Annotated in this window: 12 protein-coding genes; 7 read left to right on the plus strand and 5 right to left on the minus strand. The window is 39.4% G+C overall.

The genetic code is table 11. The features are described from left to right. Positions 1–152 precede the first annotated feature (152 nt). The 4 genes from ACSZOX_RS12160 to ACSZOX_RS12175 all read left to right on the plus strand — a co-directional run bounded on the left by ACSZOX_RS12160 (position 153) and on the right by ACSZOX_RS12175 (position 4136). Entirely contained in the window at positions 153–713 is a 561-nt protein-coding gene (locus ACSZOX_RS12160; RefSeq protein WP_437920252.1) for a hypothetical protein, read from the plus strand. A 37-nt stretch (positions 714–750) separates the two neighbouring features. After that, on the plus strand, positions 751–2187 hold the full coding sequence (locus ACSZOX_RS12165) for a WG repeat-containing protein (protein ID WP_437920253.1): 1437 nt from the start codon (positions 751–753) through the stop codon (positions 2185–2187). A 311-nt stretch (positions 2188–2498) separates the two neighbouring features. After that, positions 2499–3356 carry a PD-(D/E)XK nuclease family transposase gene (locus ACSZOX_RS12170; protein ID WP_437920254.1) on the plus strand — a complete coding sequence of 286 codons (858 nt, stop codon included), beginning with the start codon at positions 2499–2501 and terminating at the stop codon, positions 3354–3356. A 45-nt stretch (positions 3357–3401) separates the two neighbouring features. Beyond that, positions 3402–4136: a YoaK family protein gene (locus ACSZOX_RS12175; protein WP_437920255.1), complete on the plus strand. Its 735-nt coding sequence runs from the start codon at positions 3402–3404 to the stop codon at positions 4134–4136. A gap of 108 nt (positions 4137–4244) precedes the next feature. Here the strand turns inward: ACSZOX_RS12175 and ACSZOX_RS12180 are convergent, their stop codons facing one another. The 5 genes from ACSZOX_RS12180 to ACSZOX_RS12200 all read right to left on the minus strand — a co-directional run bounded on the left by ACSZOX_RS12180 (position 4245) and on the right by ACSZOX_RS12200 (position 12230). Continuing rightward, entirely contained in the window at positions 4245–6866 is a 2622-nt protein-coding gene (locus ACSZOX_RS12180) for a TonB-dependent siderophore receptor (RefSeq protein ID WP_437920256.1), read from the minus strand. A gap of 147 nt (positions 6867–7013) precedes the next feature. Continuing rightward, complete coding sequence (locus ACSZOX_RS12185; RefSeq protein WP_437920257.1) at positions 7014–7955, minus strand: FecR family protein; 942 nt, start codon at positions 7953–7955, stop codon at positions 7014–7016. Between the two features lie 60 nt (positions 7956–8015). Next, the gene (locus ACSZOX_RS12190) at positions 8016–8564 is read right to left on the minus strand and encodes an RNA polymerase sigma factor (RefSeq protein WP_437920258.1); all 549 of its coding nucleotides are present in this window, start codon (positions 8562–8564) and stop codon (positions 8016–8018) included. Between the two features lie 394 nt (positions 8565–8958). Continuing rightward, positions 8959–11049, minus strand: coding sequence for a tetratricopeptide repeat-containing sensor histidine kinase (locus ACSZOX_RS12195; protein WP_437920260.1), 2091 nt, complete (start codon positions 11047–11049; stop codon positions 8959–8961). A gap of 272 nt (positions 11050–11321) precedes the next feature. Continuing rightward, positions 11322–12230 (minus strand): DUF3078 domain-containing protein, encoded by a 909-nt coding sequence (locus ACSZOX_RS12200; RefSeq protein WP_437920261.1) that lies wholly within the window; start codon positions 12228–12230, stop codon positions 11322–11324. A 663-nt stretch (positions 12231–12893) separates the two neighbouring features. On the opposite strand from ACSZOX_RS12200, the gene ACSZOX_RS12205 reads away from it, so the two are divergent. The 3 genes from ACSZOX_RS12205 to ACSZOX_RS12215 all read left to right on the plus strand — a co-directional run bounded on the left by ACSZOX_RS12205 (position 12894) and on the right by ACSZOX_RS12215 (position 15813). Then, positions 12894–13892: an Rpn family recombination-promoting nuclease/putative transposase gene (locus ACSZOX_RS12205; RefSeq protein WP_437920262.1), complete on the plus strand. Its 999-nt coding sequence runs from the start codon at positions 12894–12896 to the stop codon at positions 13890–13892. Between the two features lie 467 nt (positions 13893–14359). Beyond that, complete coding sequence (locus ACSZOX_RS12210; RefSeq protein ID WP_437920263.1) at positions 14360–14944, plus strand: DUF3575 domain-containing protein; 585 nt, start codon at positions 14360–14362, stop codon at positions 14942–14944. A 2-nt stretch (positions 14945–14946) separates the two neighbouring features. Next, complete coding sequence (locus ACSZOX_RS12215) at positions 14947–15813, plus strand: FimB/Mfa2 family fimbrial subunit (RefSeq protein WP_437920264.1); 867 nt, start codon at positions 14947–14949, stop codon at positions 15811–15813. Positions 15814–15823 lie beyond the last annotated feature (10 nt).

Genomic DNA, 15823 nt, shown 5'->3' on the forward strand with positions numbered 1-15823 from the left:
CTAGCTTCTGAATATTAGGTAAAGAGCTTATTTTAGATGAAAATAATGTTTCACCCACATCTGCATGTTATGAAATGTCAATGATTGCAAATCGAGTGAAACGAGATCATTTATTCCAATGAAATCTAACACTTATAAATAATTATTTACATATGAAAAGTAAAAGCTTCTTTCTATATTTTCTTATTCCATTTTTTCTGCTTAGCTGTTCGGGAAATAAAGACGCGGAAGTGGAAGAAACTTCCGAATACTACTTCCGTTATAAGTTGAACGGTACGCAGAAAGATTATTCTTCTTTTGTGAATACTGCTTCCGCCTCGTTTTGGAATTACATTGATTTTTCAGTCAATGGCAAGCAGCTTAGCCGTATTAGTGCCACCCAAAATATTGCTTACAATGGCCAACGCGAGACACTGTCTATAGATTTGACATCCACAGAACAAATACAGAGCGGTGTGATATACGGTAGCTCCGCCGAGGTTGGTGTTGTGGTGGAATCGTTTGTTTTTGGCCTCTTCGACGCTAACGGGGAGATGTGGCTTGCGAATAATTATAACCTTTCTTCTCAAGATGTGGCTGTGCTGAATTTGTCGGAAATCAAGGATTCCAGTCTCAAGGGCACTTTTTCCGGCGTGCTCTACAAAAACGGCAACGAAACAGAAACCTTGGTCATTACCGACGGCGAATTTTTTGTCTATCGTGCAAAATTGTAGTGGATATCTTTATGTAAAGCTTTATTTCATAATCGTTATGAATACAATAAAATTATATATCCTGCTAGTATTTGTCGTACTGGTGGTATTGCCCTCGAAAGCACAGATACCGCAGAAAACGCAGACGATCAAGGAATCGGTAGACCAGCTTAAGAGCATTTTCGGAAAAAAGAAAGATACGGACAGTAAGGCGGCGGTGCCAACCTCGCAAACTGTGCGACATCTCAAAGGAGGAACGAATGCTGAAAACCTGATTTACATTGACGTAGATTATATGAACGACTTCAACGATGGTAAAGCAATTGTTCGAAAAGGAAATGCCACAGCTATGATAGATAAGGATGGTAATACAATAGTTCCATTTAATACGTATGGATTCGTCGAAGCGTGGAACGTGAATTCGGGCATGGCTAATCCTGATAATACGTATGTTTACCACAACCATGAGGTTGCTGGAACGGGCTTTTTTAAGTATCGTGCAAGTGCACAAACTGGCTATGATAATTACCTGAATGCGCAGGCAATTACGATTAAAAGCCCTGTTCCTCCTAATGCTACTTTTGCACTAACGTTGGAAAGAAATTATTTGGTCAGCAAAAAAAGCCTCAACGACCAAGTAGATCAACAGGGAAATAGGTATAATACGTATTATTACCAGGATCGGGAAGGTAAACTTTTTGTCCATTCTCCCTCTGAATTGACTGCAATTCACGATGGGATTGGGATAGTTAGCCGTGCGGGTAAAAAAGGTTACGTTTTTTTGAATGGCACAAAGCTTACAGATATTGTTTTTGATGATGCAATGCCTTTTTCGGATGGAATGGCGGTGGTAGGGCTACGGGATCAGTTTGGTATACTAAAATACGGTTTTATCGATATGAAGGGTGAGATAGCTATCCCAGTAAACTTTTCTAAACAACCTACACATTTTTCTAAGGGCTTTGCCATCGTTTACCCGAAAGACTACCCGAGCAAAGATGATCAGCTGGCTTATGCATTCGTGAATAAGAAAGGGGAGGTGGTTCGTAGTTTTACGTTGAGAGAGCAACGTCTGTATAACTTCCCTCCCTTTCAGAACTATGGACTTACCTACGCAGGGCATTATTTTATGGACACAGATTTCCGTATTATCAACCGTAAAGATTTTTTCGCCCGATATGGGCTTTCTGAAAATATTGCTCCAATAGCAGCTTCCTTTGATAGAGGTAGAGATAAGGGAAAATTTAGGCAGCATTTGTTTAGCGTTGTGGGCGAGGAAAATCCCAAGATATATTTCGCCGGTAAGGACGGAATAGGCTTTGTTAACCTTATCTCTAATACTGTTGTGTTACCCATATTCACCCAGCTTGGCTTCTTTGATCCTGTTTCTGGATTGGCCTATGCTGAGATTGGTAAAAATCAAAATATCACTAAGGGCTACATTAATGCGAGCGGCGAATGGGTCATTTTACAAGCCAAAGGAAGTCAGTGGTAGACTCTTTTGAGGTATTTTAATAAAACAACTTGACCTATGCTTTTCCAGCCTTGCTGATCATAAGATGGATCATAAATTTTTACAAATAGCCAGAATCGATAAATCCCAGGTTCTTTTTTATTGAGATTTTTTGAATGGAGATGATTTGAAACCTGAAAATTGATAAATAATTTTTCTTAGCAAACTTTTCTTCCTTGTATACTTATAAGTGTACTTGGAAAAAGAAACTTAATATATGGTGATGAACAAAGAAATATCTGAGTAGTGCAAAAAGCTTTGATAAAAAGGTAATTTAGAAAGTAGATGAGCTTTTGCAAATCGATTACCTATTTAAACGGCCTTGTATCCGACTGTGTAGGCCTTGTAAAGTAAATCCGTTAAGAACAAAATTTGTCATTGAAGTACAGCGTACGGCCCAGGCCAACCTGAAACGTCGGATGCTGTACTATGGGAGTAAGATCATCGCAGACCAAGCCCCCAAAGGGAACCGCAAAGCCTGGAATTACGAAATCACGGAAGTCTATGTCATTGTCCTGATGGACGGTTTTGTCTTGCCGGAGGCAGATGAAGCCGACGATGTTCTGCATGATATCTGTCTGTGCAACAGGGTTACAGGGAAAGTTTTTTACGAAGATCTGGGTTTTATTTACGTGCAGTTACGTAACTTTGTAAAAGCAGAGCAGGAGCTGGAGAGTGATCTGGATCGTTGGTTGTACGTTTTACGGAATCTATCGACCTTAGAAAAGTTGCCCTTGTTTTTGCGTAAATCTATATTTGAGAAGCTGTTTGAGATAGCGGAATATTGTGAATTAAACCAGGAGGAACGCACGATGTACGACGTAAGTTTAAAGCGAAAGTGGGATCAGGAAGCTGTTCGGCAATACCAGGAAGAAGAACAGAAGAAACGCCTAGAAGAGGGCCTTGAGAAAGGACTGCAACAGGGGCTTGAACAAGGACTTGAACAAGGAATCCAACAAGGAATCCAACAGGGACTTGAACAAGGTCGAGAGGAAGGAAGAGAAGAGGGCCTTGAGGAAATGAAATATGAAGTTGTAAAAAAGCTTATCCATCGAGGCGATTGGTCGTACGAAGATATTGCAGAATTCGCAGAGGTGTCTTTAGCGTATGTGCAAACTATTCGAAGTGAATTAGCTGCGACTAAAAAATAGGATAAAAACAGTTAGGTCTAAATATATCCTATAGATCGCTGACATATGTTCAAACATACGGGCAAAGGACGAAACTATTCACATAATCTAAAGATTGCAATTCTTCTTTCAAGTGTAGCCGGTATGGTCAATATTGCGGGAGTGTTGTCTATAGGCACATTGACCACAAATGTAACGGGCCATTTCGCTTTTTTTGCAGAGGTTTTGTTCTTAGAGAATTATACTAAAGCAGTAATCTATATACTGTATGTGTTAGCTTTTTTACTTGGCGCTTTTTTTTCTGGAATGCTTTCTGAAATCATACGTAAGCGGCAGTATAAGTATACCTTGAGCTATTCTGTGCCTATGTCTGTAGAAATACTTATACTCCTATGGTGGGCTATAGCGTACGGTTTTGTTTACAAGGGGCCGATAACATCAGCATTGGGATTTTCGTTATCGCTATTGTTCGCAATGGGACTTCAGAACGCGCTAGTGAGTAGAATATCAAAATCCGTAGTCCGAACTACGCATCTGACAGGGCTTTTTACGGATCTTGGAATAGAACTTTCTCAATTGTTTTTTGTAAAAGAAGGCGAAAGGAAAAGCCTTTCCCACAGTATCTTTCTAAAGCTGGCAATTATTTCCTGCTTTTTCATAGGAGGTCTGTGTGGAGCTCTTTTTTATGGGTCGCTACAGCTTAAGATTTTGTTCTTTCCTGCAGCATTGTTGTTATTTGCACTTTGGTACGACCAGTTTTTATTTCGATACTACCATATCAAACGGAAGTTTAGACATTAGCTGGGATCCTTGACATGGAGTTCGCACGTGCAAACAAATCGCGCCAATGATAGGTATGTTCAAAGGCGCGATAATTGGACGTATCTAGGATACGCACTCGATAATTATTTAAAATCTATAGGTCAGGCTTGCAAGAAAATTAGCTGGGCGCTGTGGACGTGCGTAATAACCATCGCTCACCCAATACTGAACATCCAATAGATTATTGCCTTTTAGACTGATGCGAAACTTAGGATGATTGTAATACAATGTGGCGTCTACTAGATTATATCCATCTAATATAAATTTGTTGGAGGCATCCAGGTAAGCGTCGGAGACATACGTGTACCCTGCACCTAACCCTAACCCCTTCATATCACCTTTTAATAAGGCGTAAGTTGCCCAAAGGTTGACAACGTGCTCTGGTGTACCTAAGGCGCGTTTCCCTTCTATACTGGCGTTCGCTTTTAGAAACTTGTTGTGATTGTATCCGTAACTGCTAAGGATATTGAGTCCTGGCAAAGGGTTGCTCGATAACTCTGCTTCGAATCCTTCACTTTTTTGTTCACCCTCTTGGAAATAAAAATTCATATTATCTACCAGACGGTTCATGACACTGTTAGAAACCTCGATATTGTAATAGGTCAATGTCGCATTTAATAGTTTTCCAAAAGCAATTTTTGTTCCCCCTTCCATTTGGTTCGCTCGTTGTGCTTTGAAAACGGATATGCTTTGATCGGGTTGTATTTGGTTTCCGATATTCTTAAACCCATTTATGTAATTACCGAAAAGAGAAAGCTTTTCTGGAAGGAGTTCAAACGAAAATCCTAACCTTGGCGATAGGGTGTTTTGCGTGTAGTCGCCGGTAGTAGATCTACTTAGTGTATTGTAAGTTCCGTCATTGATAAACCGATCAAATCGTATTCCTAAGGAAATATGAACCCTGTCGGCAAGGGAAATTACATCGGAAACATAAGTTCCAAAGGTCTTTTGCGTGGTCTGATTGTATCCCGTATTGCGTGTCGATAAGATTTGTTGAACCTCTTCTATGCGAATAACGGGCGCTGCTGAAAGCTGAGTGAGATCTACAGATTCAAATACTTTTGCTCCGTAACCTAATCCATCATATCTTGTGTAGCGAAAATTCTGTACCCAATCGATGCCCGCTACAAGTTGATGACGAGATGATCCTATTTTAAAATCACCCTTGAAGTTTTGTTGTAAATTATGGCGGGCGGTGTTCTCGTTTGTAAAGCTTCTTAATATCCTGTCTACGGAATCTGTCGTGCGCCAGATGAAATCGAAAATATAAAGATCATCATACGCCCCATTTCCCCATGCATATTTCGTTTCGGATAGCCATCGGTCTGCTATTTTATAGTTGGCTTGAAAAAGGATGTTTGTGGACTGCTGATCGCTGGTTAGCGAATTGTCATTGAGAGATTCTCTATAGGATAGGTTGAGCTCTTTAAAACTTTTTTCGTTTAAACTGCTGGAAATAAACCAGCCTCCCGGTGTTATGCCGCGCTGTGTGGCATAATCTGCATCGAGCGATAATGTTAAGCGGTCATTTACTTTATAGCTCAGGCTAGGCGCGAGGAGAACCGAATTGTTCCCTCCTTGATATTGGAAAGTATTTTCTCGCTGATGGGCTACATTGATTCGGAAAAGTACGTCTTTTTGCTTGTCTAATGCTGTATTCAGGTCGGCAGTAATTCTGTTAAAATTCCAGCTCCCAGAGCTGTAGGAGACTTCCCCCGTAAAATCCTCATGGGGTTTCTTTGTGATATAATTGATTATGCCACCAAAGGACGTCATCTGAGCACCAAAAAAAGTAGAACTAGGCCCTTTAATGGCTTCGACGCGTTCAACGTTTGCCAGATCTATACCTGTTCGCAGGTATGTCGCCATACCATTTCTGAAATTCTCCGAAGTCTGGAACCCGCGGGAGAAGAAGGCAGGCATGCCTGCTCCGGTTTTTGAAGGTGCCGCGCCTGGAACATTGCGAAATGCTTCATCTAGGGATACGGCCAACTGCTCTTTAATTAATTCTTTGTCTACAACGCTATATACCTGCGGGTTTTGGATATAGGGTAAGTTTATTCTGGCGACATCTTCACTTTGCTTTTTAGCACTGACCTGGTATTTATTGCCAACTACAACAACCTCGGAAAGATGTTGAGAGGAAACGGAGAAGACAAAGTCTTGTCTGTTTTTGCCTTCTTTTAGGGTGATCTTCTGACGCTCGAGATCGGCGCCTAAGAGCTTCACGTGCAACACATGTTCGCCCGCAGTGATGTCTTTTATCATATAGTGTCCATCTTTATCAGCCATCGTCGATTTTCCAGAGGCAATGGCTACCGTACTGTAAGCTGCGGGTATCCCATCTTGTGTGGTGATATATCCTTGAAGAGATGCGGTACCTTGTAGGCGTATGCTGATATGCCGTCCGTCAACTTGGTAGCTTTCTGATGTAAGGGATAAGACATCTCGTAGAACGATGTCCAAAGGCGTGTTGGAAAGCTTAACATCGACTTTTTTGTGCAGGTCAATTTGGTCTGAAAAATAGGAAAAATTGATGTTAAGCGTTTTTTCAAGATGTTGGATTACCTGTTCTAAGGTCATATTGTTCGCTTCTAGACTTACACGTTCTTTGAGTATGCTACTTTGACTATAGCCATACAAGGGTAAATAAATGGATAATACAAGGAGAAATAGTGTAATTCGAATGCGTTTTATTTTAGTTTGCATATTTTTGTGTAACGTTAATAACGAATAGGTTTTAATGATGTTTCCGGCACAACGTTTGGCGATGGGGTGCCGGATTCTTAAGCAGTATGTTAGTTTAGTACAAGGCGGGTCGTGGTTTGATAAGAGTAAATAAGTTGACATGATAGGTTATTTATAGATATAAACCGTGTTTCCTTCGATGTGATACTGCAATTTCAAACTATAGCAGAGGCTCTCCATCACAGCAGATAGGGAAGGGTTTTTGAAATGCGACCGAAAATCCCGTTTTTCGGGGCCTATATTTGCGGTTGTATGTATTTGCACATTAAACCAAGATTCAATCTTGCGGAATACTTCTGGTAAAGATTCGTGGTCAAATGCCAGAATGTTAGAGGCCCACAGCGCGATATCTTCTTCATGTATCAATATCTTTTGCGCCAACAATTGCCTGTTGAATGTGATGGATTCTCCTTTTTGTAAGGCAACATAACTTTCTGTCGATTTCGGTGTGCAGACTACCTTGCCAGAACGCACATCTACTTTGGTTGCGCTTTGATAAGGGTAAGTGCTGACAGTGAATGAAGTTCCTACAACTCGTATGTTGCCATGTCGAGTGTGTACATAGAATGGATTGAGTGTGTCTTTTGCAACATCAAAAAGTGCTTCTCCTTCTAATATCGCAATGCGGTGGTTTTCGGATAGGCTGTACCAAATACGACTATTGCTATTTAATGTGACATGGCTTCCGTCTGAAAGTTTGACCGTGAGCTTCTTTCCTGGCGCTGCGTGCAATGTAGCCCATGTTATTTCTGTCGGCGTAGCATGCTTTAACCGCTGCAAAATAATGCCTAAAGAAACAATAATAAGTATAGCTGCAGCGGCGCGCCATAGCCATAGTCTACGTGATTTTTGAGGGGGGGGAGTGGGGAGAATATTACTCAAAAGTCGCGCGCCCAGTGCAGCTTCATCCAATTCTTCGATCGGATCTTTACTTTCTTGACCCTCGTCATCCGATGCGAGCCATGCTTCAACAAGTTGGCGTTCTGCGCTGTCACATCGGGATTGGGCATATTTTTTTAGTAGTTCGGGTGTCATCCCTTTATTTTCCATAACATGTCTATTCCTTCATATTCAATTAGACACTTGCGGATGTATAAACCCTAAGGCACACTAAAAATTTTCTTGATTCTTTTTGATACCCTCCCGTATAAATTTGTTCGCCCGATGTAAATGATATTCTATTGTTTTAATACTGAGGCCCATTTCCTTCGCCAATGCATCGTTCGTAATATGGCTTTCTGTCTTTCTCCGATATATTTCATGACTACGGGCCGGTAAAAGCGCTACAAGTTCGTGGTATTTATTTTCCGCATGTTTTAGGTGTCTTACGTCCAGTACTGTCGTATATTGGCTCGTATACCAGTTTGCATCCTTCTCATATTTTTTCTTTGTTTCGGTCGCTCTAAAATGGTTTAAGATACTATTTTTAGTTGCTCGTATGATGTATCTCTCAAAAGTGGTTTGAATCATTAGAAACTTCCTCTTCTCCCAAATCCGTTGAAAAACTTCTTGGCTGATGTCCTCGGCGTCAAAATGGCTTCCCGTATACTTATAACACAGTCGATAGACGGTTTTCCAATGTATACAGAATAGTCTAGCAAAAGCATCAGTATCACCTTTTGCTAACCGTGTGAGAATGTGTTTTTCGTTTAATGACATAAGAGTATATATGTCTGCCGTTTATAGCTCAAATTTCGAACTAAATTATATTTTATTTGGAATTATTCCAAATAAAATAGGCGTAGTAATGGTTCTGCAAGCGTTTTTTTGTGGTGTGTTTCAATAATTTAGGTGCGAATAAACTCAAGAGATACTGTTTTTAAATTTATATTTTTTGCAGTTTGTATACGTTATCTTGTTTTGTACATCGTTATTAAATGAGAAGATCTTCTTTTCTGAAGAGGTTTTCTCTATTTTTTTAAGAAAATATTGACCGTTTATTTGACGAAGCATACATGGAGAGTAAAAACATGCAAAGCAGATCTCTGTTGCTTTGATCGTCTGCTTTACATTAAGGATATAAGTGGCTTTTTCGATTCTTGTAAATCCTATTTTAAAAGGGAATTTCTAGGTAAAAAGTTGTTCCTTTATTTTCTTTGCTTTCAAACCATATCTTGCCTTGGTGAGCCTCGACAATTTGTTTGCAGATCGATAACCCTAGTCCAATAGAAGGTTCCCCGCTAGTTCCTTCTCTTTTACTGTTTCCGAATGGTTTAAAGATTTCTTTTTGGATATCAACTGGAATGCCAACGCCTTCATCCCTACATGTTAAAAGTATACAACGGTCTAAGATCTTACCTTCTATGCTGATAATGGTATTGTGGGCGGAAAATTTGATGGAATTGGCAAGTAAATTCGTGATTACACGACAAATTTGCTCGTGATCAACTTTGATCGTGGCCTCGGGAATCGAGCGTAAGATCTGTTGGTTTTTCTCTTTGGCCTTATGCTGTAGGATGGCAATGCAATTCTCAACCATCTTAGCAAAATCAACAGCTTCTCGCTTTGGTATCACACGTTCGGTAGGTGTCAGCAATATTTGAGAGATCAGGTGCAGTGCCGAGCGAGTTGCGGTTTGCAGCATGTCTAATATTTTTTCTCCATGGGCGGAATGGCTGTTTATTCTTTTCAAAACCTGTACGCCGGTATGTATTGCTCCGATGGGGTTTCTTAAATCATGGCTTACCAAGTGAAGCACGTGTTTGTTTTCCGATAGTGCATATTCTAATGCCTTTAACGTAGAAGCTAATTCACTGTTCTTTCTATGTAATTCATTATTTAAAGCTTGTAGGTTGGATGTTCTTTTTTTCTCACTCGTATAGTTCGACCAAATCATATAGATCAGACAACCTAAAAAGATGGCTAATAAAATGATAAGGAATATTACGCGATGTATCCATACCATTCTTTCGTCTGCTATTTTCTTCTGGTGCTCCTGTTCTAGCTGTCCGAAAATTTCACCTATATTACTCATTTCATTGGTGATTTTCTCTTTTGTCATTTTTTTTCGCAAGTTGATTGATGCTGTTAACATTTCAGCGGCTTCCCTATACTTTTTGTGGAAGATAAGGCATTTCCCTTGCGCCTCGTACCATAAGACATCTAAATCGGGGTCTTTCATTTGGTATCTAAAATTGTTTATGCTGTCTAGTTCTGCTGAAGCTTTCTCTAGCTGTCTCGACTGTATATAGAGATCGCTCAATTGTAATCGAGCGAATAAGGAACTTAACAATGAAAATTCCACCCGATCACTATAACGGGTACATGCTCTGAATATTTTTTCTGAGGACGTATAATGTCCTTGTGCGGCTAGAATTACGGCCAAATTGCCCAAAACATTTAGCTTGGTATAAGCTACAAATTCTGCTTTCTTCGGGAAAATAGATTCTTGTTTATCGATTTCTTTCAGTGCGAGGTTATAATAAAATGCCGCACTATCCAAATTTTCTAATTGTTGATAACAAAAGCCGATATCGTTTAAATATCCTTGTCGTTTAATGAACATCAGCTCGAAATTTGTGCTATCTTGACAGTTTTTTACTTCTTTGTAAGCCTCCTTCCAATACGATATAGCTTTGGGATAATTATGCTCTTCAAAATAAATTTTTCCGATTCGATCGGTGTATCGGCTGTATTCACAGGCATCATTTAACGTTTGTAATACTTGTTTACCCTCGTAATACATGCGGTAGGCCTTATCGTATCGACCTTTTGCCTTAAGATCATCTCCTTTTAAAAGGCATATCATCGCATATTTTTGAGGATAATTTGCTTTGTTGGTAGGTACTGACAGCAATGATAGTATACTGTCTGTATAAGCTTCTGCCTGAAGAGCTAAAAGGGAATCACGCTGATAAAGGGTTCGCATAAAGGTGTAATATTCAACTTGATCACCTACTCCCCTTGTTGGTAGCGTATTCATGAGTGAATCAAACTCGCTTATCGCCCTATGCACGCCTATATCGATATATTTTGAATCAATTTCATTTATCCATGCATTGACCAGTTTTGGATGATCCACGGGGTTGGATTTTTCGCTACATCCGAAAAATATACTTAGACAAACGATAATGACTGTTGTCAGATAATAAATAGGATAAACAGCTATTCCGGTTATCGTATAAAGGCTTCGTATTATTTTCATAGCAAAGGTTTTCTTCTCCTAAGTTAATAAAATTATTGGTTGTTGCTTTAACTTTTAAATTGGACGTACAATGAAAAGAATCAGGCAGATGGTGCCGATTTCAGTTAAGACAGGTGTGGAAGATATTGTTGAAAGCTTTTGTTAAATCCTTATTATAAATCCAAACAGGAAATGAGTTGGAGGTTGTATCTCCTCTCTTTCTTCTTTTCTATTAGGTACTTGAATTTTTTAGAAAAATTCAAGTACCTAATAGCGTAGGTCTCTATTATAAATCAGAATTTGTATGTGATGCCGGCACCAACTATTTGCCGTATTTGTAAGCCTTTGCCCAAATTACCATTCGATTTTGGTACTGTTGTATTGTCATCATAAATGAGCTGAATACCTGCATTTAAACTTATATAGTCATTTACTTTCATAAATAGATTACCCGTGTAGTCGATATCCACATTTTGAGGCTTTTCTAGGTAATTGGAATATAGTTTTAAAATGTTCTCGAAGGAAATGTTCTTCATAAGCTCTACTTTGTAGTATGCATCGAGTGAAGCTCCAAATTCGGTGCGAGCGGCTTTGTCGACATCTACACCATAATTCGTGCGAAGGTCCTCGTCTCCCACGATAATAAATCGTGCCGCAGCTGGCGATATATTAATTCGGAAATTGTCGGATTCTTTGAATGCAAAACCTGGACCAAAGCTCAAATAAGCAGGAGCAAAAGAACGTGAAATGGTGTCGACGACTTCATTGGTGCTTTCGTCATAGCTGTATCCATTCGTAAATTGCGTATTGAAATTAGCATAAAAGGTATAGAGCCACTTTTCAGCCGCCTTATAACCTAGCAAACTGTTTAGAATAATTCTATCATCATTTTTTCGCCATTGAGTCGTTTTTTGAAAAGTCAAACCATACGCTCCTATGACTTTATTATCCCAGCTCCATTTTCCTTTTGCGTAGTTGAAATCATAATTCAAAACTATATTACCAGCGAAGGAATTTAAGCCTCCGGCTGACCAATTTGTAAATGAACTCTGATTAATTAGGAACGTATTTTCGCCTTTAATTGACCAATTTTTTGTACTGTCAGATGGAGTGGTAGTGGTTTGATTTTGAGATTCTTGTCCATTTGTGCGAAATGTAATAAGAAGCGAGAGGATACCAGTGATAATTTTTAGTTTTCTCATTGTATATTTATATATGTGTTAACTTAGCAAAAATATTAATTATTTTGAAAGTGAGAAATTATGGGCGGTAAATTTGAGAATGCGTAAAGTTTTTGATTCATATTGTTTACAAAGTGATGCGGAAGTTACAAAGTTACATTTGTTGTGAAGATGTAAAGTCGTAAAGTCGTTGATTCGTAAAGTCGTGAAGTTATAAAGGATGAATAATTGCACTACAAATCTTTAACATTCAATGTCGCCTTGAAACCGAGCTTGCGAGCTCACCGAAGGTAACCTTTGCAATATGTAGAATTTTGCCTTAGCACATACTTATCCTGTAAAGGTTTCTAGCGACGATTTTTTATGAATTCGTGTTTGTTTTTTTGTATTCATGAGCTCCCTTCGGTCGGTTTGCATCCTTTTTTTGGGAAAAAAAGGATGAGCCTCGCCCCGGCTTGAGGGGCACAACTTTATCTAAAAAAGTAATTAAAAACTAATAATATTAGCTTTTTGTATTTTTATTTCTGATCTTTGGTTTTGAAAATCAATTGTAAAGTCTGATGACGTTCTCCTGTTCTTATGGGCAAGTAGAACGTTTATTCTTGACGACCATTTATAACAACGATCCGTTTATTGTCTGCTCTTATTTTGATGTACAGGTATAGCGGTGATAATTATGCTCAAATGAAAACACAAAACAATCTTTTAGGGAAGTACGTAGATATATGTACTGATTTTGGCTGGAAGCTTTATTTTGGTCCTGAACAGGGTAAGCAGAACCTGATTTCCTTTCTGAACAGCCTCTTCGATGGAGAAAAGGTAATCAAGGATCTGGACTACCGCGCTACTGAACGACAGGCGGAGCGGGAGGATGGACGTAAGGTTATTTTTGACCTGTACTGCACGAGCGAGGATAACAGCCATTTTATCATCGAGATGCAGCAACTGGCGCAGGAGTTTATCAAAGATCGCATGGTTTACTACAGCTCCCGTCTTATCCACAGCTTAGTGCCAAGAGGACCTCGGGGAAATAGTTATGAGCTACCAGAGGTTTATCTGATCGGTATTTTAGATTTTTCTTTGCAGGGAAGCCTTCCTGATAAATATTATAATGACGTGCTTTTGTGCGATAAAGATAGTAAAGAGATCTTTTACGATAAATTAGGTTACAAACTGTTGTGCCTACCCAATTTTAACAAAAAAGGTGCTGAGGTAAAAAGCACGATGGATATGTGGCTTTATTTATTTAAGCACATGAATGCGTTGAACGAAATGCCTAAGTTCTTGGATAAGCGCGTGTTTAGACTTATCTTTGAGTTAGGAGCAGTTTCAAATCTAACAGTAGATGATATGAGAGCATATGAATGGAGTTTAAAAGATAAACGTGACGCAGAAAGTATCCGCATCACAGCAGAGCGTGCTGCCCTTCGGCAGGCCCAGGAAGGACTTCAACGCGGACTGGAGCAAGGGCTCCAGCAAGGGCTCCAGCAAGGTCTAGAACAAGGGCTTCAACAAGGAATTGAACAAGGGCTTGAAAAAGGAATTGAAAAAACTAAATATGAAGTTATAAGAAAATTGATTATTAAACATCATTGGTCAAGCGAGGCTATTGCAGACTTTGCCGAAGTTTCTCTAGAATTTGTGCAGTCCGTCCGAGCCGAGTTAGAAACAAGTAAGAAATAAGTTACGAAGTTTAATCATAACCAAAACCTTCCTCATCGAGGAGGGTTTTTTAGTTGGCAGGTATAGGCTGCGAAGTGATGGAGGAGTTACAAGGTTACATTTTTTGCAAAGTCGTAAATCACGCAAGTTCTGGTAATAAAAAAAGAAAAAATAGATCGAAAATTCGAAAAAGGCTTAAAAAGACAAGATCTAAGCGTAGAGATGAAATTTGTACCCACAAGAATTTGCTGTGATCAGAAATTATCGAAATAACTGTAAATAAGCATATCAATGAAATATGTTCAAGAGATGCCCATAATTTAAATGTAATTATGCTTAAAAACCAAATTTTGTGTTAATTGGTTTGTGGTCAGTGTTTTGTGTTATTAAAAGGCGAATTGTCCACTTTCTGTCCACCCCTAAATGATAACCAATAAGAGCAGTTTGTTTTAGTTTTGAATTTGCATAGGTACATATGTATTTAAATTATGTTTGATAAAATTAAACAACTTGCTGCCCTTTTTGGAATAATACTGCTAACTCCTGTTCAAGCTCAGGTAAAAGAAAAATCTCAGGATGTTGATACCTCTTTTTATGAACTGAATTTAAGAACCAACATTCCATATTGGTTTTTAGCATTGCCAAATATCGGTATTGAATATAGGTCCAGACAACAATTTGCTGTGTTGCTAGATGGAAGTTTTGCGCCTTGGAATTTTAAACGTAAAGGTAATGATCACTATTGGAGGCTATGGAATGTTGCTCCCGAGATCAGGTATTATATTGGATCACAAAGAAGTACTTATCTGGGCTTGCAGTATAATATGGGCGAGCACAATTTTTCTCGACAACAAGGCCGTTTTATGGGGGGCGGAATTTCTTTTGGTAAACAATATGTTGCAGCAGGTCATTTGTTGATCGATATAGGATTGACGATTGGATATCTCCGATTCACGGAGCAGGAACGCTATGAACAGGTTGGTGATATCTTATACCGTACCAAAATGAAAACCGACGATCATTATTGGGGACCGACAAATCTGTCAATCCGACTGTCCAGAAAGTTAAATTAACCATGAAGATGATAATAGAAAAATACAGTACCTCGATTTGTTCGTTCAGAATAAGGTTCATATTGGGTTGCATGGGATTCTTCTCAATAATTTTATGTTCCTGCACACGTGTTGATCTGGTTGATAAGGGACAAATTATTTTGGCGTTGAACTGGAGTGAACGTACTGCCGGAGTTTCTATTCCAGGTCAGTACTTTGTTGGGATTGGTGGATATAAACTGACTTTTCAGGGGGTAATCAACACGCTTCCAAGTCTTTATTCAGGTGAGTATCCAATCGTTGTGTATAACCAACCTCCAGCATATGCGGTAAGTGGTACTGAAATTAGCATTGAGCAAAAGAACGGCATGCTGTTGGGAGCCCCGGAGTGGATCTTTACTGCGGCAACTCAGGTTCAGTTTAAAGATAACCTCCAGCAGACTGTTAACCTTGATATGGAACAACAGGTGCGTCAGTTAACAATCATTCTGACTCCAGAAGGGGGGAGCGAAGACCGGATTTCCAAAGTAAATGCCGTACTAAGAGGCGTAGCGGGACGCTGGGATTTTGCAGCGAATCTTCCTACTGGAGACCCGATGGCCGTGCCTTTGGAATTTGTCAAACAAGCGAATGGTACATGGTCTGCACAGGTACGGATATTGGGCCTCTTAAGCGGAAAACAAGAGCTGACTGGGACGGTTGCTTTCGAGGATGGTAAGCCAGCAGATTTAGCTATATCGGCCGATGTGACAGCGAATCTTCAAGGATTTAATCAAAATAAACAGATACCTTTTTCTCTTTCGGGCAGTTTTGAGACACATACTGAAGCAGGTTTTCAAGGAGCTATAAAGGATTGGAAATCTGAACAGGAAATAGGGAATGCTTGGTAGAAAATGGCTT

It is taken from the genome of Sphingobacterium sp. LRF_L2 (assembly GCF_965644235.1).
Lineage (GTDB): Bacteria > Bacteroidota > Bacteroidia > Sphingobacteriales > Sphingobacteriaceae > Sphingobacterium.